The 22,095-nt window shown below is 60.9% G+C and carries 18 protein-coding genes and 1 pseudogene; 1 reads left to right on the forward strand and 18 read right to left on the reverse strand.

Features of this window, described 5'->3' with window-relative positions; translation table 11 throughout:
• Positions 1-27 precede the first annotated feature (27 nt).
• From tssJ to HMPREF1022_RS05855, 18 genes are all read right to left on the reverse strand, one after another.
• Entirely contained in the window at positions 28-831 is an 804-nt protein-coding gene (gene tssJ, locus HMPREF1022_RS05770; protein ID WP_009302311.1) for a type VI secretion system lipoprotein TssJ, read from the reverse strand.
• Complete coding sequence (gene tagH, locus HMPREF1022_RS05775) at positions 828-2,156, reverse strand: type VI secretion system-associated FHA domain protein TagH (protein ID WP_009302312.1); 1,329 nt, start codon at positions 2,154-2,156, stop codon at positions 828-830. The genes tssJ and tagH overlap by 4 nt, the downstream gene beginning before the upstream one ends.
• The gene (locus HMPREF1022_RS05780) at positions 2,140-3,729 is read right to left on the reverse strand and encodes a sigma-54 interaction domain-containing protein (protein WP_009302313.1); all 1,590 of its coding nucleotides are present in this window, start codon (positions 3,727-3,729) and stop codon (positions 2,140-2,142) included. Before HMPREF1022_RS05780 ends, tagH begins: the two co-directional genes overlap by 17 nt.
• A complete protein-coding gene (gene tssH, locus HMPREF1022_RS05785; RefSeq protein WP_009302314.1) occupies positions 3,726-6,398 on the reverse strand; it encodes a type VI secretion system ATPase TssH in 2,673 nt (890 codons plus the stop codon). Before tssH ends, HMPREF1022_RS05780 begins: the two co-directional genes overlap by 4 nt.
• A gap of 3 nt (positions 6,399-6,401) precedes the next feature.
• The gene (gene tssG, locus HMPREF1022_RS05790) at positions 6,402-7,406 is read right to left on the reverse strand and encodes a type VI secretion system baseplate subunit TssG (RefSeq protein ID WP_008684987.1); all 1,005 of its coding nucleotides are present in this window, start codon (positions 7,404-7,406) and stop codon (positions 6,402-6,404) included.
• Positions 7,403-9,178 carry a type VI secretion system baseplate subunit TssF gene (gene tssF / locus HMPREF1022_RS05795; RefSeq protein WP_008684986.1) on the reverse strand — a complete coding sequence of 592 codons (1,776 nt, stop codon included), beginning with the start codon at positions 9,176-9,178 and terminating at the stop codon, positions 7,403-7,405. Before tssF ends, tssG begins: the two co-directional genes overlap by 4 nt.
• A complete protein-coding gene (gene tssE, locus HMPREF1022_RS05800; RefSeq protein ID WP_008684985.1) occupies positions 9,175-9,564 on the reverse strand; it encodes a type VI secretion system baseplate subunit TssE in 390 nt (129 codons plus the stop codon). Before tssE ends, tssF begins: the two co-directional genes overlap by 4 nt.
• Positions 9,565-9,567: 3 nt before the next feature.
• Complete coding sequence (gene tssC, locus HMPREF1022_RS05805; RefSeq protein WP_009302315.1) at positions 9,568-11,043, reverse strand: type VI secretion system contractile sheath large subunit; 1,476 nt, start codon at positions 11,041-11,043, stop codon at positions 9,568-9,570.
• Between the two features lie 101 nt (positions 11,044-11,144).
• A complete protein-coding gene (tssB, locus tag HMPREF1022_RS05810; protein ID WP_008684983.1) occupies positions 11,145-11,723 on the reverse strand; it encodes a type VI secretion system contractile sheath small subunit in 579 nt (192 codons plus the stop codon).
• A gap of 18 nt (positions 11,724-11,741) precedes the next feature.
• Positions 11,742-13,310 (reverse strand): type VI secretion system protein TssA, encoded by a 1,569-nt coding sequence (gene tssA / locus HMPREF1022_RS05815; protein ID WP_009302316.1) that lies wholly within the window; start codon positions 13,308-13,310, stop codon positions 11,742-11,744.
• 544 nt (positions 13,311-13,854) lie between these two features.
• Positions 13,855-15,753 carry a T6SS phospholipase effector Tle1-like catalytic domain-containing protein gene (locus tag HMPREF1022_RS05820; protein WP_009302317.1) on the reverse strand — a complete coding sequence of 633 codons (1,899 nt, stop codon included), beginning with the start codon at positions 15,751-15,753 and terminating at the stop codon, positions 13,855-13,857.
• A gap of 2 nt (positions 15,754-15,755) precedes the next feature.
• Positions 15,756-16,373 (reverse strand): hypothetical protein, encoded by a 618-nt coding sequence (locus HMPREF1022_RS05825; protein ID WP_009302318.1) that lies wholly within the window; start codon positions 16,371-16,373, stop codon positions 15,756-15,758.
• Between the two features lie 2 nt (positions 16,374-16,375).
• The gene (locus HMPREF1022_RS17120) at positions 16,376-16,993 is read right to left on the reverse strand and encodes a hypothetical protein (RefSeq protein ID WP_009302319.1); all 618 of its coding nucleotides are present in this window, start codon (positions 16,991-16,993) and stop codon (positions 16,376-16,378) included.
• Positions 16,994-17,001: 8 nt separating this feature from the next.
• On the reverse strand, positions 17,002-17,931 hold the full coding sequence (locus HMPREF1022_RS17125) for a DUF4123 domain-containing protein (RefSeq protein ID WP_009302320.1): 930 nt from the start codon (positions 17,929-17,931) through the stop codon (positions 17,002-17,004).
• Between the two features lie 21 nt (positions 17,932-17,952).
• Positions 17,953-20,001, reverse strand: a complete 2,049-nt coding sequence (locus tag HMPREF1022_RS05840; protein WP_009302321.1) for a type VI secretion system Vgr family protein — start codon at positions 19,999-20,001, stop codon at positions 17,953-17,955.
• Positions 20,002-20,022: 21 nt separating this feature from the next.
• Positions 20,023-20,340 (reverse strand): PAAR domain-containing protein, encoded by a 318-nt coding sequence (locus HMPREF1022_RS05845; RefSeq protein ID WP_009302322.1) that lies wholly within the window; start codon positions 20,338-20,340, stop codon positions 20,023-20,025.
• Between the two features lie 15 nt (positions 20,341-20,355).
• Positions 20,356-21,156 carry a hypothetical protein gene (locus HMPREF1022_RS05850; RefSeq protein ID WP_232221556.1) on the reverse strand — a complete coding sequence of 267 codons (801 nt, stop codon included), beginning with the start codon at positions 21,154-21,156 and terminating at the stop codon, positions 20,356-20,358.
• Positions 21,157-21,172: 16 nt separating this feature from the next.
• On the reverse strand, positions 21,173-21,493 hold the full coding sequence (locus tag HMPREF1022_RS05855) for a hypothetical protein (RefSeq protein WP_009302324.1): 321 nt from the start codon (positions 21,491-21,493) through the stop codon (positions 21,173-21,175).
• Between the two features lie 173 nt (positions 21,494-21,666).
• Here HMPREF1022_RS05855 and HMPREF1022_RS17130 point away from each other — a divergent pair.
• A pseudogene (locus HMPREF1022_RS17130) lies at positions 21,667-22,095 on the forward strand (IS5 family transposase); the annotation flags it as partial.

Consider the following 22,095-nt stretch of genomic DNA (forward strand, 5'->3'; position numbering starts at 1 on the left):
GCGGAACACAACACGGCTGCCCGTGTCTCAGCGGGCCGTCTTCATGGGCGGCACGGCATAGGGCACGGGCGCGGCCCGTCGGGAGCGGGGCCGCGTGTCGGACGTTCCGGCGGCCTTCCCGGCGGCGTTGGTTTCCTCGGGCTCGGACATGCCGGGCGCGGCGTCCATGTCCTCGGAAGGCATGCGCCGGTTCCGCTCCAGCACGTCCGGGTCCGTCTCCGGTGCGGGCCTGGGCGGCGCGGGCGGGGTTTCGTCCTCATAGCTGGTCAGGGTCTGGTCCGGCGAGGGTTCGGTCCTGACGGCCGTGCGGGCGGCGGGGAGTTCCGGCTCCGGTTCGGGTTCGTGTTGCTTCAGGGCTTCTTCCGGGTCCCAGTCCTTGGCTCTGGATTCGGGGATGACGATGATGCTGGCGTCGTTGAGCTCCAGGGCGATCAGGTTCTTGCCCTCGGCGTCGATGGGCCGCAGGGTGCGCCAACGGGCGCGGTCCATTTGCCGGAATCCGGCCACGATACCCAGAAAGCGCGCGTCCGGACCGGGCAGATAGGTGATGGAGCGCGCTTCGCCGGGCACGAAAACCAGTTCGTCCGCCGCCAGGATGTCAGCGCCCAGCGTCTGCATGGGCTGGTCAAAGAGATTCTGGAAGTCGGCCTGGCGGAAGGCCAGGCCGCGCCGCAGCTCATAGACCTTGACCACCACCGGCGAAGGGCGGCCGGAAAAATCCGGATTCACGTTGGCCTGGCTGGCTACCAGCAGTTGGGCGCGCCCGCCGGAGCAGGCCGTCAGTGCGCAGATCGCCGTCAGTGCCGTCAACAACAGTGCGAATTTTTTCATTGTTGTGCTCCTTGCTTGGGACGCGCGCCCAGCGGGTTGAGGGTCCGGCCCTGCATTTCGTAGGCGCGGGCGAAATCCTGCAAGAGCAGGGCTTCCATGCCTTCATGATCGTCGCGCAGAGCGCGGTGCATGCGGATGAAGCTCTGCCAGAGACGCGTGGCCCGGCCCAGGCGCACCGGGCCGTTGATGTCCAGACGGTTTTCCACGGCACGGGGCGAAAGCTTGTCCAGCAGCGCCGCGCTGGCGGCGCGCGCCCCGGCCAGCAGGCCCATGTGGTGGCGGTGCAGATCATTGAAGCCGCTGGTCATGGCCTTCACCGGAGGCATGACGCCTTTTTGCGGCGGCCCCAGCAGCGTCGCCAGGGCGGCTTCGGGCGAAGGGCTGAACTTCAGGGGATTGTTGTTGACCGCAAGGCCGGTGCTGGTGGCCGGAAGGCGCAGCTCATTCTTGCATTCGGCGCGGTTGTGCAGGGCGTTGGTCATGCCGCCCACGGCGGCCGCCAGCAGTTCCGCGGCCAGCTTCAGCACGCGTTCCCGCTCCTTTGGCGAGGATGGCGGCTCGGCGAAACCCAAGGCCTTGAAAAAAACGTCTGTTTCCGGCCCCGGCATGGAGCGGCTTTCCGGCGCTGGCCGGAGCGCTGCGACGGGCAGGGGCTCGGGATCGACCTGCGGCGCGCCTGCAGCCGTTTCTCCGCCGAGTGGGCAGGCTTCGCCGCTTTCATCGTCGTTATCCGGTTCGGCATCCCAGTTTTCAGGGATCAGCTCCTCCTGCTCGGGCACGGCCACAATGGGCTGCAATCTGCCCAGAAGCGGATCCGTGTGGTCCGCCGGCAGAACCGCCCTGGTCTGGCGGCCGCTGAGCAGGTCGTCATACTCGCCCATGCGTTTGCGGGCCACGAGTTCTTCTTCCTGTTCCATGGCCGTGAGGGGATTCAGGGACAGGCCCTTGGGGCGGCTGAGGATATCTTCCACATCTTCGGGAGAACCGGCATACGCGCCGGGGTTGTGCAGCAGGCGGGCCATAATCGTGTACGCGCCGATGATGAAGCCCTCGCCGTGTTCGATGCGGTGGCGGCTGTTCCTGCCCACAGGTTCGTGGGCCAGGGAGAGAAAGACGCCGTTGGCGCTGACGTCCTCAAGATAGAAGTGGCCGTCCTCAAAGGTGATCAGCGCGTGCTGGCGGGAAATTTCGCGCGATCTGTCCGGCAGAACCCATTCGCATTCCTCCGAACGACCGATATAGCCCCCGGCCTCGCCGAAAACGTGCGAGACGGGAAAATTGGCCGAGAATTTCTGCCTGCTGACGATCTCAAACATAATATCCATAGGGCGCTCCGGAACGAGAGAGTTGCCGCCGCTGAGGACGTGAGGCTTCCGTATTGTGGGGCGGGGCCAGTTTTTTCAGCTTGGAAACCAGCGTGCTGCGCGGCAGATGCAGTTCCCTGGCGGCCTCGGCCACATTGCCGGAGCAACGCGCCAGGGCCCGCTTAATGAGCTTTTCCTCCAGCAGGCGCAGGTTCCGGGCCAGGCCGCCGGACCGGAGGTCCTCCTCTTCCGTGGCGGGGGATTCCACGGGAGAGAAGGCCTCCGGCGTCAGGCGGTCGGCGGCGGGATCGGCCATCACGGCCGCCGCCTGAATGCGGTTGCAGAGCTGGCGCACATTGCCCGGGTAGTCCAGGCCGCCGAGCAGACGCAGGCTCTCGGGCGTCAGGCTCAGGCCGGGGCGGCGCAACGTGTCGCGCATCTGAACCAGAAAATGTTGGGCCAGCAGCGGAATGTCTTCCGGCCGTTCGCGCAGGGGCGGAATGTGGATGCGCAGCGCGGCCAGACGGTGGTAGAGATCCGGCCGGAACGAGCCGGATTCCAGAACTTCGCGCATGCTTTTGTTGGTGGCGGCAATGATTCGGATGTCCGCCGGAAAGGTTTTGGAGCTGCCCAGGGGGCGCACCTGGCGGTCCTGGAGCACGCGCAGCAGCTTGGCCTGAAGCTCGGAAGGCATTTCGCCGATTTCGTCCAGCAGCACGGTGCCGCCGTGGGCGCTGCGCAACAGGCCGGGATTGTCGCTGTCCGCGCCGCTGAACGCGCCCTTGCGATGGCCGAAGAGCTCGCTTTCCAGCAGTTGAGCGGGCAGGGCCGCGCAGTTGATCTTGATGAAAGGGGCCGCGCGGCGCCGGCTGGCCGCATGCAGGGCCGAGGCCGCCACTTCCTTGCCGGTGCCGGTTTCGCCGGTGATCAGCACGGCCACGTCCGTGGGCGCGGCTCTGGCGATCTGCTCGCGCACCCGCAGGGCCGCCGGGCTCTTGCCCAGAAAAAAGGATTCCACGATGCGCAGGCATTGGGAGCCCTGTTCCAGGCGGGACAGGTCCTCGTTCAGGCTGTGCAGCAGCAGATCCTCTTTTTGCCGTTGAAGGTGGGCTTCCAGCAGAAGCGCGCCCAGATCGCAGAGCGGCTGCGGATCAGTCGCCGGGGCACGGTCCCGGCCAAAGCCCAGCAGCAGGCCGCCCAGTGAACGGTTTTTCCAGGCGGGCAGCGGCAGGGCAGTGAGACGGGCGGCGGCTTTTTGCGGGCACAGCAGGTCCAGAGAGGGAAAGGCGCTGTTTTGCATGCTGTCGCGCACCGTGTACTCCCTTCCGGTTTGCAGGGAAAAGCAGACGGGATCCTGACTGCCGAGCGGCAGGGAATGCCCGCAGGGCGCGCTTGCGCCCGCGCCCGCGTGCCACACGGCGCGCAGCAGCAGTTCCGTGCCCGTATAGTCCAGCAGAAAGACGCCGCAAAAGTCCGCTCGGGCGGCGGTTCCGGCCAGGCGCGCCAGGCAGGCGGCGGTTTCGGCCAGATCGGCGCAGGCCCGCAATGCCGTTGCGGCGTCCGGGGGTTCCGTGGGCCGGGTTACGGGATTCACGGCCGGGCCTCCAGCGCGCAGCTGAAAGCGCCGTTGGCCACATCCAGGGAAACGCGCAGGCCGCGCGGCGCGTTTTTTTCCTCCAGCAGGGAGGAAAGCAGGGCGGCGGCCATGCCCGGCAGCAGATGGGCGTTGATGATATGGTCGATATTGCGCGCGCCCGTGTCCACGGCGTCGCAGGAGGCCGTGATATTGTCGGCCACGGCTTCGTCCCAGAGCAGGGGGATGCGGTGGCGCTCCATCAGGCGGCGGCCCACGTGCTCAAGTTTCATGGCCGTGAGTTCCCGCAGCGTGTCCTTGTTGATGGCGGCATAGGGCACCACGGTCATGCGGCCCAGCAGGGCCGGGCGGAACACCTGGGTCAGCACGGGGTGCAGGGCCGCGCGCAGGGTCCCGATGTCGGGTTTTTCCTCTTCCTCGCAGAGGGCGGCCACAATATCGCTGCCCAGATTGGAAGTCAGAAAGATCAATGTATTGCGGAAGTCCACCTCGCGGCCTTCGCCGTCGGCCAGCACGCCCTTGTCGAACATCTGGTAAAAAAGGTGCAGGATGTCGGGATGGGCCTTTTCCACTTCATCAAAAAGCACGGCGGAATAGGGCTGGCGGCGCACCGCCTCGGTGAGGCGGCCGCCCTCGCCGTAGCCCACATAGCCCGGAGGAGAGCCGATCAGCCGGGAAATGGTATGCTTTTCCTGAAATTCGGACATATTGATGCTGATCAGCAGGCGTTCGCCGCCGAAGAGGGCATCGGCCACGGCCAGGGCGGTTTCCGTCTTGCCCACGCCCGAGGGGCCCACCAGCAGGAAGATGCCCGTAGGTTGGGTGGGGCTGTTCAGGCCCGCATGGGCGGAGAGGATGGTTTTCTCAATGATTTCCAAAGCCTGGTCCTGGCCCTTGATGCGCTCGCGCAGGCTTGCGCCCAAATGCGAAAGCGCGGCATCGCCCGCGCCGTCCAGCTTGCCCGCGGGAATGCCCGTCCATTCAGAAACGATGCCGGTCACCAGCTCCGGGCTGACCTCGTGAAAAACCAGGGGGGCGCCGTTCTGGATTTTACGCAGTTCTTCACCGAGCACGGCCGAGCTGACGCCTTGAGCCTCTTCCGTGGCGGTCCGGGTTTCAGTCTCCGGCGTTTGAACGGCTTCGGATTGGCCGCCTTCATTCGCGGCGGCTTCGTCGGCGTGCTCCACGGCCCGTTGTTTCAGAATGGCTTCCACCAGATCCAGTTCGCGCCGCCATTGCGCCTCCAGGGCCTCCGCGCTCGCCGCAAGGTCGGCGCAACGCTGTTGCAGGGCGGCGTGCCGGGTTGCGCTGTCCTCGGGGCAGCGCGCGGCCACGCCCTTGCAGCGGTCGCGTTCCAGGGCGTCCAGCTCGCGCCGCAGCGTGGCCAGCTCTTCTTCCAGGGTTTCCAGAACCGGAGGCTTGGCGCCCAGGCTGACCTTCACGCGGGCGCAGGCCGTGTCCAGCACGTCAATGGCCTTGTCCGGCAACCGGCGGCCGGTGATGTAGCGGCCCGCCAGCTCGGCCGTGCGGATCACGGCGTCGTCGCGCACATAGACCTGGTGCGCCTTTTCATAATGCGGCACAATGCCGCGCAGGATGGTGACCGTGTCCGCCAGAGAGGGTTCGCCCAGTTTGACCGGCTGGAAGCGCCGGGCCAGGGCCGCGTCCTTTTCAAAATATTTCTTGTATTCGCTCCAGGTGGTGGCCGCGATGGTGCGCATTTCGCCGCGCGCCAGGGCGGGCTTGAGCAGATTGGCCCCGTCGCCGCTGCCCGGCGTATTGCCGGACCCCACCAGGGTGTGGGCTTCGTCGATAAAGAGGACCGTGGGCACAGGCGCGGCCTTGACCTCGTCGATGACCGCCTTGAGGCGGCGCTCGAACTCGCCCTTGACGCTGGCCCCGGCCTGAAGGCGGCCCATGTCCAGGCCCACGATGCGCACGCCCCTGAGGGAGTCGGGCACGTGGCCTTCCACTATTTTCAGGGCCAAGCCTTCCACCACGGCGGTTTTGCCCACGCCGGGATCGCCCACCAGAATGGGATTGTTCTTGCGGCGGCGGGCGAGAATGTCCACCACCAGGCGGATTTCCGGGCCGCGCGCGAAAACCGGGTCGATCTTGCCGTTGCGGGCTTCCTCGGTGAAGTCCACGGCGTACTGGGCCAGAGCCCCGCCCCCGGCTTCGCCTTCGTTCCGCTTCGGCCCGGCGGGATGCCGCTCTTCGTTCAGGCCTTCCAGCTGGCGGAGCAGGGCGTCGGCGGATATTTCCTTGAGCTCCCTGTAAAAGGGCAGCGCGCCGTAACGCACGGGATTGCGCAGCAGGGCCAGCACCAGCGCGCCCGCGTTGATGCGCTCCTGCCGCAGCTCAAGGCTGGTCAGCAGATAGGCCTCCTGCAATAACTGGTAGAGCAGTGGGGAGAAGGACGGGCGGCCCGTGTGGCGGCCCGCGGGCGGGCGGTTTTTGGCCAGAATTTCGCGCAGGGCTTCGACATTGCGCTCAAACTGGGCCAGAATGTCCCGCATATCGTCCAGCGGCAGCAGGCATTCCATATAATCGTCAATGGTGATTTCATAACCGCCGCGCGCGGCGCAATTGACGGCGGCCTGCTCCAGGGCCTCCCGGCAGGGGATGTCCAGGGCTTCAAACAGGGCGGCGAGACTGACGGTGGACATGGCTCACAACTCCCTGTGATCGGTTTCAAGCGTCACGACGCCGTTGCCGCCTTCCCCGGCCCATACGGACCAGCCCAGGCGGCACTGGTTGTGTTCTTCCAGCCGCCAGGGCCTGATTTCATCGGGCAGCAGGCGGAGTTCCAGGTCAAAGTCCAGGCGGGAGCGCAGCACGAATTTGACCAGGGTCTGCAAGGCGGTGAAATCCTTGCCGCAGGGCAGAAAATCGTTGAAGCGCTCCCAGGTGAGGTCCGTCACCCGGATACGGAATTTGCCCGTCTGGTCCGGCACCTCGCTGCCGAGGATGAAGTCCAGATTCAGGCAGTCGTTGGCCGCGCCCAGGCGGGTTTGCTGGTCTTCGGGCACAGCCACCCAGCGTCGGATGCAGGGCACGATGGTGATGTGCTCGTGGCGGAAATAGTGGCGCAGAATGCTTTCCAGCGACCCTGCGGATTCGCCGTTAAAGGCGATGAGCCCCATATAGGCCATGAGCCGGGGCCAGTTCAGGCTTTTGGCCCGGCGCAGGTCGGCATGCCCCAGCCCGATGAGCCCGAAGAAGCGGCTGGAGAGCCTGTCCGTGGCTCCGGACTGGTACTGGGCGTAGTAGCGGTACTTGTGCCAGGTCTCATAGAGGAGATCGATGAGGCGCTGGTGGAAAATATCAAAAAAGTCCCGCAGGGCCTCGTTTTCGTCCTGATGCTGGGCTACATGCTCGGTGAAGTAGGCGGGCAGGGGCGAAGCCGCGCCGTGCAGGCCCATGAGATTGAGCACCATCTCCGCCGTGGGCGGCCCGTCTTCCCTTTCCCCTGCTTTCAGGGCCAGGGCTGCGATGTCGCCGGGCGGAAAGGAAAGCTCCGGATTGACCCGGAAGCGGAAGGAATCCGGCCCCGGTTCGTGACCACCCGCGCGCATGCCGCGCGCCACGATGCGCACGGCCTGGGCGAAAGCATAGGCCCCGGGCCGGGCCGTGAGGTCTTCCAGAACCGGAGCTGCGGGCACGGCGGAGGTCATAGGCTGATTCTCCCGAGCCGCGCGGGCCAGCGGTATTCCTCGCCGCGCGAAGCCTCCTCGATGGTCAGCTGATGGAAGCTGTTTACCGTGGCGTAGAGCGCGAAAAACTCATTGAGCACCGAGCCGAAAAGATACATGGCCCCCTCGGCGCAGAAGGCGCGCTGGTCCAGCACCAGGCGGGTCTGCGCGCCGCGCACAGGCAGGCCGCCGTAGATGCGGTCCGATTCGGAGCAGTGGATGCGCAGCATGCCCTTGAGGGTTTTTTCCAGCATGCGGGCGCGCGGGCGGTCATGGCGTGCGCGGAAGTCATAGGCCGCCAGCACGGCGCGCAGGGCGGACACGTCGGTGAGGGAGACGTAATTCAGCGACATGTTGGATAAAAGCCGCCAGAGGATGTCCCCTTCCAGGGGAGGACTGAACGAGGGCACCACTGGCGTAATATTGGCAAAACGGACGGCGTCCGGCGTATTGTCGGCATGAACGCGGATGTCGCCCATGCGCAGCTCGTGGGGCAAAAGGCGGTTGGTGCAGGTCAGCTCCAGGGAAATGGTCTCGCCCTGGGGCAGGGCCGCGCTGTCGGCCGTGTGCACGATGGAAATGTAGGTTTCCGGGCATTCGTCGTGATGCGAGGGGCGCAACCGCAGACGGTAGTAGGCGTGGTCGCCGGATTCGCCCGTGTCGTGCTCAAAGGATTCAAAGGAGAGATAGCGGCGGCTGTGCCTGTCGTCATGGCCCCAGGTGCCCACGCTGTCCACGCTGTACACGGCATAGTGATAGGGGCGGCGCGGATCGGGCACCACGCGGTATTCGCTCCGGCGCTGGTCCAGGGTCAGGGGCGAGGCGTCCATGCTGAAGAGATTGACCACCGGCGTGCAGAAGAGATGCCAGTTGTCCGCCCTGAAGGACTCATACTGCTCCGGCAATTGGTCCAGCACGAAATGCAGCTCGAATTCCTGCGCGCCCGGAACGGTTTTGATCCTGTCGCCGTTCAGGCCGTGCTCCAGGCCGGAAACTTCCACAAAGAGAAATTTTTCGGGAAAACAGAAATATTCCTGAAGTATGCGATAACCGGGGAAAGTATTGGCCGGGTAGGGGTACATGCCCTCGTCTTCCCGGAAGCCCACGGCGCGGATGGATTCCCTCGCGGGCAGAACGGCGGTGGTATGCTCCTCCAGCTTGGCGTCGTGCAGCACCACCCGCACTTCCCTGGTGCGCGCGACCATGGAAAAATAAATGGTGTGGGCGATGGCCGGTTCGCCGCTGATGAAAAAGCGCAGCCGTTTGAGCGGCAGATTTTCCAGGGACGCGCCCTGCGCGGCGATGCGCAGCACCAGGCTGGCCATGCCGTCGCGCTCGCGCACGCTCTGGTCCACAATGCGCAACGGCAGAATTTCGGTGTCGTAGACTGTGCGGAAGCGGCAGCGCAGCCCCCGCGTTTCCACGGATTCCACTTCCGTGCCCTTGGGGATGGTCACCGCGCCGGAGATATTGTCGCCGGGCATGTAGCGGATGACCGAAGCCGCCGGGATGGGCCGCAAATAGTTGGGCCAAAGCAGATTGAACAGGGAGTGGGTGATCTCCGGCAGCTCGTCGTCCAGTTTCTGGCGCAGGCGGCCCGTGAGAAAGGAAAAGCCTTCCAGAATGCGCTCCACGTCGGGATCGCGCCCCGGCGTGTCCAGAAAGGGGGCCAGCGCCGGGTTGCGCTGCGCGAATTCCTTGCCCAGAGTGCGCAGGGCCAGCAGCTCGTCCTGATAGTAGACGTTGAAGCTCATACGCCGCCCCGCACTTTGTCGCCGTTCAGGGAGATGCTCCATTGCCAGGGCGCGGTGGTGCCGTCGGAGCCCACCTTGAGCGCCGCGATGCGGAAGCCCATGGCAAAGAGCGATTCGGGCAGGGCCTGATGGCTGACTTCCACGTCGGTCAGGCGGGGCTCATAGCGCTGAATGCATTTTTTGACGGCGCGGCAGGTTTCGAGAATCAGTTCCGCGCGGGAGAGAGTCAGGTCGTTGAGGTCCGGGAGCCCGTAGTCCGGCAGGGCCTGCACGGAGCCCTGCCGCGCGGTGAGGAGACGCAGGAGGTGCAGACGAATGGATTCGTCCTCGCTCATGCGTGCGCCCTCATCGCCGCGCGTCAGACGGTCAAACAGGCTCCCGGCCATGACTCATTCCTTTTCCAGCTTGCCGACCAGGGACAGCGTGAAATACGCGCCCATGTACTTGAAGTGCGGACGGATGCTCATGCTCACCCGGTACCAGCCCGGATCCCCTTCCACGTCGCTGACCGTGATGCTGGCTTCGCGCAGGGGGCGGCGGCTGCGGATGTCGGAGCTGGGATTTTCCTGGTCGGCCACAAACTGGCGGATCCAGGTGTTCAGTTCCCGTTCCAGGTCCACGCGTTCCTTCCAGGAGCCGATGTGCTCGCGCTGCAAGACCTTGATGTAGTGGGCCAGACGCGAAACAATGAAAAGATAGGGCAGTTGCGCGCCCAGGCGGTAGTTGAGCTCGGCGGCCTTGCCCGCTTCGGAGATGCCGAAGTACTTGGGCTTCTGGCAGGAGTTGGCGGAGAAGAAGGCGGCATTGTCCGAGCCCTTGCGCATGGTCAGGGCGATGAAGCCCTGTTCGGCCAGCTCGTATTCGCGGCGGTCGGAAATAAGCACCTCGGTGGGGATCTTCATTTCGATGTCGCCCAGGCTCTCGTAGAGGTGCACGGGCAGATCCTCCACCGCGCCGCCGGAACGCGGGCCGATGATATTGGCCGCCCAGCGGTACTTGGCGAAACTTTCCGTAATGCGCGTGGCAAAGGCAAAGGCCGCGTTGCCCCAGAGGAAGTTGTGGTGGCTGTCGTCCACATTTTCCTTGTAGACAAAGGCCTTGACCGGGTTTTCGTCCGGATCGTAGGGCTGGCGCAGCAGGAAGCGGGGCAGGGCCAGGCCGACGTAGCGGGAGTCTTCTGATTCACGGAAGGACTGCCACTTGGTGTAGCGCGTGCCGCTGAAGATGTCCTGAAGGTCCTTGAGGGCGGGCAGGCGCTCGAAGCTGTCCTTGAGGCCGAAGAAACCCGGCGCGGCGGCGCCGATGAAAGGCGCGTGGGCCATGGTGGCGACCTTGGCCAGGTTTTCCAGCAGGCGGAGGTCCACGGCCGTGGGCTCAAAGTAGTAGTTGCCGATCATGGCGCCCACGGGCTGGCCGCCGAACTGGCCATATTCCGCCGTGTAGACCTGCTTGTACAGGTTGGACTGGTTGATTTCGGGCGCGTCGAGGAAGTCGTCCAGCAACTCGTCCTTGGTCACGTTGAGCATTTCCACGATGACGTTCTCGCGGAAGTCCGTCCTGTCGGTCAGCAGCTTGAGCCCGCGCCAGGCGGATTCCAGGGACTGGAAATCCGGATGGTGCAGAATGCAGTTCATGAAGGCGCCGAGGCGGCGGTCGATATCCGCGATCATGCGGTCGACCATGCCCTTGTTGACCTTTTCGTCCGCGTTGACGGGCTTGAGCATTTCCTCCACAACCGCGCCGATGCCGAGGCGCGCGTCTTCATAGCCGTCGTCCTGAGGGGTGATGTTGGTCTCGCTGATGATCTGCGCGAGCAGTGACCCCGCGTGTATCGTATCGTGCTGGCGCTCCTGTACTTGACTCATAACGGCATGCTCCTTGGAGATATGTGCGGCAGCGGGGCTGCCGGAGGTATCCGCGTTTCCCGGCCATGGGCGCCGGAGCATCATTCAGGCGGCTACGGGCTTCAGGCCTTGGGCTCCTCCGTCTTTTCGGGGGCCTGGGGCTTGTTGCCCGCGCCCTTGGCGCGTTTGGGCGGCGCCAGGGAAAGGTCCACCCCGGCCTCGGCCAACTCGCGGCGGATTTCCTCACGCTGGCGCGGATCCTTGACGATTTCCTCGAACGATTTGCGGAAGCTGGGGATATTGCCCATGGGGCCCTTGAGGGAAACCAGGGCGTCGCGGATCTGCATCAGCTTCTGCGTTTCCGGAATCTGGTCCAGGATGTTGCCGGGCTCGAAATCGCGCATGGAGTTGAAATCCAGCTTCACGGGGATGTCGCGCTCTTCGTCGCCGTCCTGCAGCATGTTGGGCACGGCGATTTCAAGGGTGAGCTTCTGGTTGGCCATCACGTCCGCGAAGTTGTTTTTGTTGATGGAAACAGGCTTGCGGTCCAGAAGACTTCTGGGGTCATGGCGCTGCAAAAAGTCGCCCATCACCATGACCTTCATGGGCAGCTCGATTTCTTCCACCGCCCCGCCGGTAGCCGGTTTGAAGGTGACGTTGATGCGCTCCTTGGGTGCGACGGACGATTCTTTCCTGGCCATGTGTGCCTCCGTTTATGGTTATGCTTCCTGCAACACGCCGACGGCGGTATCCAGACTGAGCCAGTGCAGACGGCGGCTCATTTCCTCGGTTTCCGGGCCGCCCGGCTTGGTCTGGGCCGTAAGCAGCAGGGTAATGATCCGCGCGGAGAGTTCCGGTTCCCAATCCAGCAGATCCCATTGTTCCAATTGCCCGTACAGGGCCTGCAACAGGCGCTGGGCAGCGGATTTCTTGCCCGCGGCCAGGCAGTAGCGGGCCTGCAGCAGGCCATGCAATATGGTGGAGCGGTTGCGCCCCGCCGGGACGTTGCCCAGATGGCGCAACCCGGCATGAAAATCTTCCTCGATGCAGAGGGCGATGGCCTCTTGCAGGCGCGCTTCCTCTTCGCCGTTTTCAGCGGCGGGCGCGCGGCCCGGCGGCGGCACCTGGGGCTGGCCCGAGGGCTGCCCCTGTTGCAGGGCCTCCAGCCAGGGCACTATTCTGGCCGGGGCAAAGGGTTCGCCGTCCTTGAACTTGTAAGCCAGCAGCTCGGGAAAACGCCCCAGCAGCTGGGCCAGCGCGTTTTTGACGCTGTTGTGCGCGGCCGTGGCCTTGAGAGCCTCCAGGCAGCGGGCCACCATGTAATGGCCTTCCAGCCAGTACGGGGCCTTGGCGGCGGAGCGCTCCAACCGGGGCAGCGCATTTTCAAACTGTTTGTTCTCAATGGCCGAGGCGTAAGCCTGGGCCTTTTCCCTGGGCACGCCGCAGGGCATCTGGGTGAGCCCAGCATTGTCGGCGGGCGGCAAATGCAGCAGGGTGCTCCACAGGGCCGTGCGGTGCAGCTGGTAGGCGCGCTCGTCGCGCATGTCGAGTGAGAGAAAATGCCCGGCCAGCTGTCTGGCCTGATCCATGACGTTACGAACCAACTGCGGCAGAACCGTGGGCGGCACGCGCCCGTCCGCGTCCATACCGGCCAGGGCCGCGTTGAGAACCGGGGAGGCGCCCTGCGCCCTGGCAGCGGAAGCGGCCGCCTCTCCGGCTCTGGTTTCCGCCTCGCGTTCGGCAGCGGCCTCCGGCGTGACGGTAATATTGCTGAAAATGCCCATGAACGCGGGGGCAAGATCGCCCGCCCTGGCCTCCAACAGCTTTTGCAGGCGCTCCAGTTGGGCTTTGAGCAGAGTGACGTGCTCCGGCTTTTCCACGGAAAAGCCCGTGCCGCCCGAGGCGTGTTGCAGACGCGCCTGCAGCCACTGCAAGGGTGCTATGCGGCGCTGCAGGCGCTGGGCTGGGGGGTGGAGGCTGTCCCAGTATTTTCCAAGAAATTCATTGAGACAGGCCAGGGTTTCGGCGCAGTCGGCCAGGCCGTCCAGTTGGCAGGTGGCGTGGATGGCATAGGCCATGGCCCAGAGGTCCTTGCTCCGCGTGGAGAGGATTTCCGTAGCCATGTTGCGCACGGCGTCCCAGTCCGGGCCTTCGGTGGCGTGCAGGGAAGTGCTTTTTTCCACTTCATTCCGCAACGCCTCGAACTCCGGGGAAAAACTGACGTCTTCCCCGCAGGGTCCGTTTTCAGGCAGGGCCGCCTTCCACGCTTTTACAAGATGCTTTACCATAACGCCCCTACGCGCCCCCGGCGCAAGATATGGCCCGCTGTAAGCGCGTGCCGGAATCGTTCAAAAGTCATTGCCCTGACTCTGAGCTGTGTCGGACGCGAACAGTCTGGAAAGCAAGAAAAAAGCAAACTGATCGTTATAAATACTTATTGATATTTGTATTTCTTTTTTAATACTCCTTTTCCTTTTTAGTGGCAAGTCTATTTTTTGAAATTTTTATAAGATTCTTTATTCAGGGGGCTGAAAATCCGCCCGGCGGGCATTTGCGAGGAAAGGGAATGGAGCGGGGGAAGAGTGTGCTGAAAGAGAACTCGCGTGGAATGTTTTTCGTTCGGTTTGGCTGGCGGCGATGACGCAGGTCCCCATCCTGTATGAGCGGGTGGTGTAGGTCACGTTAGGTCATGGAGCATTATCGTAGTATCCTCCACCTCGTGGAAGAAGGGGTGCAACATCCACGTGAGGCGGGCATGATGAGCCATGGATCAATTGGTTGATATGCTCTGGACTGTCTTGGAAAAGGTCTCATCTGTTTCTCCGGCGCGCTTTAGTTGGGGAATGTGACTCTGGCATCCAAGGGGTTATCATCCAACTTCATGCCCTGCTGGTCGATCATATCCGGTGAATAGCGCCCGAGCGCGGGCAGACGGCAGGGTTGCACCGGTTTCACATCCACAGCGGAAACATGCAGATACTTGTCCCACATCGGCAGCGGCAGGGTTGGGGGCGGATTGCCCACGTAACCGGACAAATCTGCGGGAACTTCGTACCACTCAGGATTTTTCGCTCGGCTAATGTCAAATGGTACGCCAGCTTTTGTAGCCTTGTTATACATAAAGCGTAATGGCACAGTGGCATAACGGCCGTCAGTGACTTTTGTGCGCATCAGATAACAGATATTTTGTCGTATGCCTTTCCCGATCATTTGCTGCAACTCATGTTTGAAAAAAAAACCCGGCGCGGGAACTATACCTTCCGCCCAGAGGCCGTGGGCCACTGCGCGCCGAGCAAGAGCGGCCTCGGCCCTGGCCTTGGAAAGGCCATAAGGATCATCTACGTAACTCTCTTTGTCCATAAGTAAAAAGATTTTTTCCATCAACGAGTAGCCGCCACCGATATCGGAATGCACGCCGGCCATGACGTATTCCGTTCCGGCGTCGTCAATGCGTGTGTACCGGAAATTTTTTCGACGTTCGTCCGCTGAAACTAGATGCAGTACATTATCTGCACAACCCTTGGGCAGATGCAGGATGAATTCTCCTTCATCATTGTTGCCCGGCCAGTAGAAAGACCCCACTGTGTCGAACAGCCCCACAAAGCGGATTTTTACATTGGGCAGTAGGGAGTAAACACGATTAGCGGTTTCTCCCGGTACAAAGATGGGGTTCTCGTAGTGCAACGCACCGAACTTGGGTGGATTTGCAATCACAGGTTGGGGTTTTTGGCTAAAGTCGGGCAGGCCATCCAGAATCAGGTTGACAAAGTGGCGGGCCAGGGCCGCGCCCCGGCTGAAGCCGAAAACGTCAAATGTTACTGATGCCGGTGGACAATTTTTAAATTGTCTTAAAATGGAGAGCAAGCCTCCTCTGGCCTCAAGGATGCGGGCCTGGCCGCCTTCCGGACCAAGGCCGAAACCCAAGCCCAAGCCGCTGTAGTCATCCGGGCTTTCAGCCCCCGGAGCCGGCCCGACCCCTCCCGTGCCTATAGCCATAAGCATTCTTTCCGTGGGGTCCTTCGTTGCAGCGGTGACCGTGCCCACACCTTTGATGTAGATGCTCCGTTGATCCTCGGACTCTCCATCAGGATAGAGCAAGAACAGCTTAGCCACATTGCTGGGCGAACTTTTGTCCTCGCTGGCGGGCGCGACTTCTTCCTCGATACGGCGTTGCTCTTGCTGCAAGCGCCGGTACTCGGTTTCGGCCTCTGCCGCCTGTTTTTCGGCCTCATCGGCTTCCGCGGCTTTGCGCGCGGCCCGGCTCTTGGCAGCGCGCCAGGCATCCAGGGCTTCGCCCCGCAACTGGTAATACTGCTCCGCGTCCTGCCAGCCCAGTTCCTCAATGCCTTCGGCCGCCGCCTCATAGCTCAGAGCCCTGTTGTGGCTCCACTGGGCTTCCTGTTCCAGCTTTGCCTGTTCCGCGCGGAGTTGCCTGGCTTGCGCGGCATATTCCTCCTTCCGGCGGGCGGCTTCAGAGACTGCCGCATGGGTCTTTTCCCTCTGTTGTTGCGCCTCTTCTCTCCGTTCTTTATTCTTTTCTTCCCATCCGCTTACCTTGTTGGCCTGATCCCGATCAATATCCAGATAATTGCCGGTACCATCGAAAAAAATACCGATCTGTAAATGGCGCTTGGGCTCGCAACAGGGCAGTACGCCGTTATTCAGGCCGGGGGAGATGCCGGCGCTGTCGTTGGCCGCTTGAGCGGCGGGACTTTGGGGCGTCTGAGACATGACTACTCCTTGCTGCCGGGCAGCGGGGTGTCAGCGGGAATTTTTTTTTCTCTGATGAGCAGCTTGACCGCTGCTGTATATTGTGCCGCATCGCCGGGAACTTTTTGGCCATGGGCCACGCTGAGCAGTTCTGTAAATTCCTGCAGATCATGAAAGTAATTTTCATCATCCCCATGAAGCCAGATCTCAAGATCAGATCCTCGCAAAAATGGAATAAGCTTTAACGTATATTTGCCACGGTATGGTTTGGGTTGGGTTTTCAGAACGGCCCTGGCTTTTTGCTCCATGTCCGGGGCCAGCAGCACAGCCTCATAAAAACATTGCTGTACAGGGTCATACCAGCGCGCTTCCACTTGGGTTGGCAGATATCGGGGCGACAGGGTCGCCCCCCCGCCTGCGGCGGGAGGGATACGGGGATTTGCGTAATAAATGCCGTTTGGGGCGGACCAAGAACCTTCATTAAACCAGATATACTCTACCATGACCGGACGTAGTGAACCGCCTTTGACCCAAGTAATCTTGGGTTGCGGCTGATAGGTGAACACAAGCCAGAGCAGTCCGGCACCAAGTAGAAGCAAAAATAAAAGGCTGCCGCGGGTGAACAGTGGTGTACGAGGCATGACTACTCCTTGCTGCCGGGCAGCGGGGTGTCAGCGGGAATTTCTTTTTCTTTGGTGAGCAGCTTGACCGCCGCTGTATATTTTGTCGCATCGCCGGGAACTTTTTGGCCATGGGCCACGCTGAGCAGTTCTGTAAATTCCTGCAGATCATGAAAGTAATTTTCATCATCCCCATGAAGCCAGATCTCAAGATCAGATCCTCGCAAAAATGGAATAAGCTTTAACGTATATTTGCCACGGTATGGTTTGGGTTGGGTTTTCAGAACGGCCCTGGCTTTTTGCTCCATGTCCGGGGCCAGCAGCACAGCCTCATAAAAACATTGCTGTACAGGGTCATACCAGCGCGCTTCCACTTGGGTTGGCAGATATCGGGACGACAGGGTCGCCCCCCCGCCTGCGGCGGGAGGGATACGGGGATTTGCGTAATAAATGCCGTTTGGGGCGGACCAAGAACCTTCATTAAACCAGATATACTCTACCATGACCGGACGTAGTGAACCGCCTTTGACCCCAGTGATCTTGGGTTGCGGCTGATAGGTGAACACAAGCCAGAGCAGTCCGGCACCAAGTAGAAGCAAAAATAAAAGACTGCCGCGGGTGAACAGTGGTGTACGGGGCATGGCTAACACTACTCCTTTGTTAAGAGCTCATTTGGGAAAGAAGCGTCGGGAAGCTCCAGCAAAATATCTAACAATGAGTGTTTATTAATATTTTCACATATGTTTTTCTGTATTATCTCATCTTCAAAAATGTTGTGCCCTACTTGCATGACGAATGATGTGCCTACAATACAGCCATATATATCAGTAATGCCAAGCTCAAACAGCGAATTGCATATTTCGCTGACAAATAGAAGTACTTCATTTTGTGGTTTGGAACGTAGCAAATCCCCTCTTTCGCCTTGCATATTTTGGATCACGGCATATGGCGTGGTCTGTTTTGAGACACAATCAAGCCAGGGTTGCTCAAGAAAAAAGCCCTCTTGCTCCAGAAAATAATTTTCTCCGGCAAGCTCCACGGCGCGTTCGAAACCAGGCTCCCAGGCATGCAACGCTATAGCTGGACCAGTAATTGTCGCTTTGAGTTTCTCGTCACCACATTGGCACAAGGCATAAAGAATGCGCGGATCATAAAAACGAAAAACCCCTTTTCTTTCTCCGGGTAGGGAACACTCGACCAAATTCTGTAAATGCTCAAAAAGCAGGTCGGTTTTTTCAGCCGGGGCATGGTAAAGAATGCCCAGAGGCTTTTGACCGCTTTTTTCAAAAAACCACTCTACAAATCTATTTGGTTTTTGTATTGTGACAAACAATGGTCCACGCAGCATGGATTCATGATTCATGGTGTTCATGAACAGCGGAAAGATGTGTGAGGAATCATAAAATTCCCAGAGAAGCTCAGGAAGCGCCTCATCCGCGTTGGGGTCAAGAATAGCGTGCCATACCTTATCATGGGGTGCCGCCAATATGTTTCGGCAAAGAGCATCACGCCAATGCTCATAACTTTCGTGGCGATTGAGTGGCTCCGCGACTGTGCTCTGAGGTGTAAGTAACTGCATAGTTTTTTTACATAATAAGAGTTACTGATTTTTATTGCAGATTTCACATACACAAGCCGCGTTTTTATAAGCATAGGCCAGGCAATGGATTGTCGGTGGCGGAGGTACCGGTGGCGATAGGCTTCCCTCCGGCAGCAGAGGAACGGCGGGCGTGCCGTCGCCCGGGCCGCCGCCGGAGTTGAGGCAGACGGCCGCGCCGTCCGCGCTGACGCCCGCGCCGTTGATGGTCAGCCAGCTTCCTCCGGCCTTGAGGGTCAGCTCGGCCCCGGCCTCCAGAACGATCTTGAGGCCGCCCTCCAGATGGATTTCCGTACCGGCCTTGCCAAGCCATTTGCCGTCCACTTTCGTGTGGCTGTCCGCGTGCACGGTGCGGTTGTCATTGGCGAAAAGTTCGGTTTTGCGTGGCTGCTTGAGCGTCTCGTGGGTTTCACCCTTGGTCAGGGTGTAGGTGAAATTGTCCACGGTGCGGTGCCGGTCGTGCAGGATGTGTTCTTTCCAGTCGTTCTTGACGTGGGCGTTCACGTCCTTTTCCGCATGCACGTAGATTTCTTCTTGGCCTTTTTTGTCCTCCACACGAAACTCGTTGAAGCCGCGCGCCTCGTTTTCCTTGCCCGGCGTGCTCATGGACTTGAACACCGTGCGCGTCTTGTGCGCGGGCAGCTCGTAGGGCGGCATGTTCAGCTCATGGTAGACGCGGCCCGTGATCAGAGGCCGGTCCGGGTCGCCTTCCAGAAAAGAAACCACGACCTCATGGCCGATGCGCGGGATAGCCATGGTGCCGTATTTGCCGCCCGCCCATTCCTGAGAAGCGCGGACCCAGCAGGAGGTCTTTTCATTGTACTGACCTTCGCGGTCCCAGTGGAACTGCACCTTCACGCGGCCGTACTTGTCCGGGTAGATTTCCTCTCCCTTGGGGCCGGTGACATGGGTCGTCTGCTTGTCGAGAACCAGATTCTTGGGGTGTTCCAGGGCCGGGATAAAGCGGGTCATCTCCGGAATAGCCGCGACCCGTGAGGCATAGTGCAGACCGCGCCCGTCCGGGGCCTCGTGCTCCAGCACGCCGGGCTGCTGCCCTTCGTGGCGCACGGTTACCACCCACCAGCGCCCGTTGAGGGCGGCACGAGGGTGATCGTCAATACTGAAAACATAGCTGGGCAGAAAACGGGCCACATCCGAAGTGCAGTCGATCCACTGCCGGAAGGTCAACTGGCGCGACAACTGGAGCTTGGCGTAACGCTCGCCGGGTTTACGCAACTGGTAGAGATGCGGGTAGGCATACTGTTCCAGCAACATGCCGGGCGGGGCCGGAGCGGCCTGCTTGTCCTCTTCCTTGTCGCGCACTTCCAGATCCAGGCGGGGCTTCCGGAAGTTCCATTCGCGGTAGGCGGCGGCATTGCTGTTGACCTGTTCGTGCAGGGTCAGGCGGTTGATGACCGCCGTATCCGAGCGTTGGCCCGAGCCGGGGAAAAAGCGCAGATCGCTCTGCCCGGGGATTTTGGGGCCGCCCTCGCGGTCGCAGAAGCAGAGGCAGTGGCTGTCCCGGTTGTGCTCAAAGTAGAAATAAATGCCTTCTTCCTCGCACAGGCGGGTTATGAAGTGCAGGTCCGTTTCGCCGTACTGCACGCAATACTCGCGCGGCTCATAGCTGTAGGAGAGCTTGAAGGATGAGCCGTCGGCCGTGAAGCCCTGCTCCTTGAGAATCCGCTGGATGATTTCCACCACCGAGAGATTCTGAAAAATGCGATGGTCGCGGATCTGACCCAGAAACCAGAGGCGCGGCACCAGGGAGCAACGGTAGTGGGTGAAGCGATTGGCGGTGTGGAGCTGCTCCATCTCCCGGATCAGGCCGTGGACCAGGCGTTCGCCGCCGCTGCGGTCGGCAATGGAAAGGCAGGCCGGAGTGCCCAGCAGGGCCGTAAGGTCCACGTTGGCCGAGCGGCTGACCAGTTCAATGCTGAACTCATACGGCTTGCAGACCTCCTCGAAACCCGAGAAGGCGTACACGCCGAAGTCGCCGCTCTGGGCGGTGAAGTTGAACCAGGAGGCATTGGCGGCAAGCATCTGGGTCATGGGAACTCCGGGCCGTGGCTGCTAATTGATGATGACGTCGGGACTGCCTTCGATCATATTGCCCGAACCGCCGCAGTGGCTGGTGGCGTCACCGAGACGTACCGCCGGGATGTTGTTGATGAGCACTTTGGGGCTGCCTTGCGCGGCCTTCCAGGTGTTGGGCCCGCAGCAAGCACTGTGTACGCCTGGATCGCCCACGCGCAGGGCGGCCCTGCCGTCAATGAAGACATCCGGCGAACCGCTGACGGCCGGGCCGGTGACGGTGTGCGGGCAGCAGTCCTTGCCGTGACTGTCGGCGGGGCAGAGGGCTTTATCGCCTACGCGGCAGGCTGGGGGCATACGCACCTCACAGTGTTAGGGTATCCAGCGCACCAGCCCCTCGGGAAAGTCCGGGGGCAGATCTTTTTCCATGACGGGGATGAGCGTATATATGCCTTGCGCCGGGTACAAGGTGACATTTCCACCCCAATATCCTGAAAAAGGTTTCCAGCCCGGCGTGTCAAAGCCCTCTCCCAGAAACCATGTTACGTCCTGGCCGTCTTTTTCCGTCATCAGATATTCGGAGCAAATAAGCCAGTCTCTGTATACAATAACCCGGTAATAGTTGCCGTGGACGCGTTGCCACCAGATGCCGTAGGGCCATTCCTCGGAGCCCAGAAAGGCGTGCGGCCGCACATAAGGCTTGAGAATAAGACTGTCACCGAAAATAGCAGAATCTTCTTCGTCTCGTAGAAGTGCGGCTGGCAAGCCCGTGACGTCAATGCCGCTGCCGTTCCAATAGTCAATCTGCTGCTCTAGTTCATCCATTTCCGGGTAATACATGGCCACGCGCAGGATATTGCCCTCCTGCACGCTGAGCAGAATAACATCGCTGGAAGGAAAGGGATCTCCCGGCCGCTCCGCGCGCCAAGGATGGATCCGGGGCAGCGTCAAGTCCGGGTTTTGGAGTTTCGTGTTAAAAAGTATGAGAGGCATGGGCGCGGCCTCCGCGGCATGAAGTGGTAAAGACAAGGCAATCAGGAGACAAAGCCCGCAAATGAATAATCGAATTATGGCCGTGTCTCCTGACGTCTCTGGACGCCATTGCCGACGGCTCCTGCCCTTGCTGTGAGCCGGGGAGTGGACTTTGCTTTTCATACAGTGGTCAGCGTACATACACGCCTCACGCTTTTCAGGGTATCCAGCGCACCAGCCCCTCGGGAAAGTCCGGGGGCAGATCTTTTTCCATGACGGGGATGAGCGTATATATGCCTTGCGCCGGGTACAAGGTGACATTTCCACCCCAATATCCTGAAAAAGGTTTCCAGCCCGGCGTGTCAAAGCCCTCTCCCAGAAACCATGTTACGTCCTGGCCGTCTTTTTCCGTCATCAGATATTCGGAGCAAATAAGCCAGTCTCTGTATACAATAACCCGGTAATAGTTGCCGTGGACGCGTTGCCACCAGATGCCGTAGGGCCATTCCTCGGAACCAAGAAAGGCGTGCGGCCGCACATAAGGCTTGAGAATAAGGCTATCGCCGAAAATGGCGCTGTCACGCGTGCCACGCAGATGAGCGGCCGGGAGTCCGGTAACGTCAATGCCGCTGCTGTTCCAATAGTCAATCTGCTGCTCTAGGGCCTGTTAACACTATTTGACAAAGAGCGAGTATTCCGTAAGAATGTCTTATGCAAATTACTCGCGAACAATATGAGAGAATCGCTGACTGCTTCCCGCGCCAAAGAGGTAATGTCCATTTTGACAATCTCCAGGTGTTGAATGCGATTCTGTACGTTGCGGAGCATGGGTGTAAATGGCGTGGACTGCCGAAAAATTTTGGCTGTTGGCACAGCATCTACACGCGCATGAACCGCTGGAGCAAGAACGGAGTTCTTGACCGTATATTTGAACGCCTTCAACAAGAGCAGATACTCCGCCTTAAAATAGAAGCAGTTTCTCTCGACAGTACTATTGTTAAGGTTCATCCCGATGGAACAGGGGCCTTAAAAAAACAGGTCCGCAGTCCATCGGAAAGTCCAGAGGCGGCTGGACGACCAAGCTTCATATGGTTGCCGCGAATGCTGAATGCGCGTTGAATTTCAGCCTCACTCCCGGCA

Origin of the sequence: Desulfovibrio sp. 6_1_46AFAA, assembly GCF_000224635.1 — a bacterium.
Lineage (GTDB): Bacteria > Desulfobacterota > Desulfovibrionia > Desulfovibrionales > Desulfovibrionaceae > Desulfovibrio > Desulfovibrio fairfieldensis.

Coding starts and splice junctions, on each gene's coding strand:
- tssJ (WP_009302311.1), bottom strand. CDS start 831: ATGAAAAAATTCGCACTGTTGTTGACGGCACTGACGGCGATCTGCGCA.
- tagH (WP_009302312.1), bottom strand. CDS start 2,156: ATGGATATTATGTTTGAGATCGTCAGCAGGCAGAAATTCTCGGCCAAT.
- tssH (WP_009302314.1), bottom strand. CDS start 6,398: ATGTCCACCGTCAGTCTCGCCGCCCTGTTTGAAGCCCTGGACATCCCC.
- tssG (WP_008684987.1), bottom strand. CDS start 7,406: ATGACCTCCGCCGTGCCCGCAGCTCCGGTTCTGGAAGACCTCACGGCC.
- tssF (WP_008684986.1), bottom strand. CDS start 9,178: ATGAGCTTCAACGTCTACTATCAGGACGAGCTGCTGGCCCTGCGCACT.
- tssE (WP_008684985.1), bottom strand. CDS start 9,564: ATGGCCGGGAGCCTGTTTGACCGTCTGACGCGCGGCGATGAGGGCGCA.
- tssC (WP_009302315.1), bottom strand. CDS start 11,043: ATGAGTCAAGTACAGGAGCGCCAGCACGATACGATACACGCGGGGTCA.
- tssB (WP_008684983.1), bottom strand. CDS start 11,723: ATGGCCAGGAAAGAATCGTCCGTCGCACCCAAGGAGCGCATCAACGTC.
- tssA (WP_009302316.1), bottom strand. CDS start 13,310: ATGGTAAAGCATCTTGTAAAAGCGTGGAAGGCGGCCCTGCCTGAAAAC.
- HMPREF1022_RS05820 (WP_009302317.1), bottom strand. CDS start 15,753: ATGTCTCAGACGCCCCAAAGTCCCGCCGCTCAAGCGGCCAACGACAGC.
- HMPREF1022_RS05825 (WP_009302318.1), bottom strand. CDS start 16,373: ATGCCTCGTACACCACTGTTCACCCGCGGCAGCCTTTTATTTTTGCTT.
- HMPREF1022_RS17120 (WP_009302319.1), bottom strand. CDS start 16,993: ATGCCCCGTACACCACTGTTCACCCGCGGCAGTCTTTTATTTTTGCTT.
- HMPREF1022_RS17125 (WP_009302320.1), bottom strand. CDS start 17,931: ATGCAGTTACTTACACCTCAGAGCACAGTCGCGGAGCCACTCAATCGC.
- HMPREF1022_RS05840 (WP_009302321.1), bottom strand. CDS start 20,001: ATGACCCAGATGCTTGCCGCCAATGCCTCCTGGTTCAACTTCACCGCC.
- HMPREF1022_RS05845 (WP_009302322.1), bottom strand. CDS start 20,340: ATGCCCCCAGCCTGCCGCGTAGGCGATAAAGCCCTCTGCCCCGCCGAC.
- HMPREF1022_RS05850 (WP_232221556.1), bottom strand. CDS start 21,156: ATGTACGCTGACCACTGTATGAAAAGCAAAGTCCACTCCCCGGCTCAC.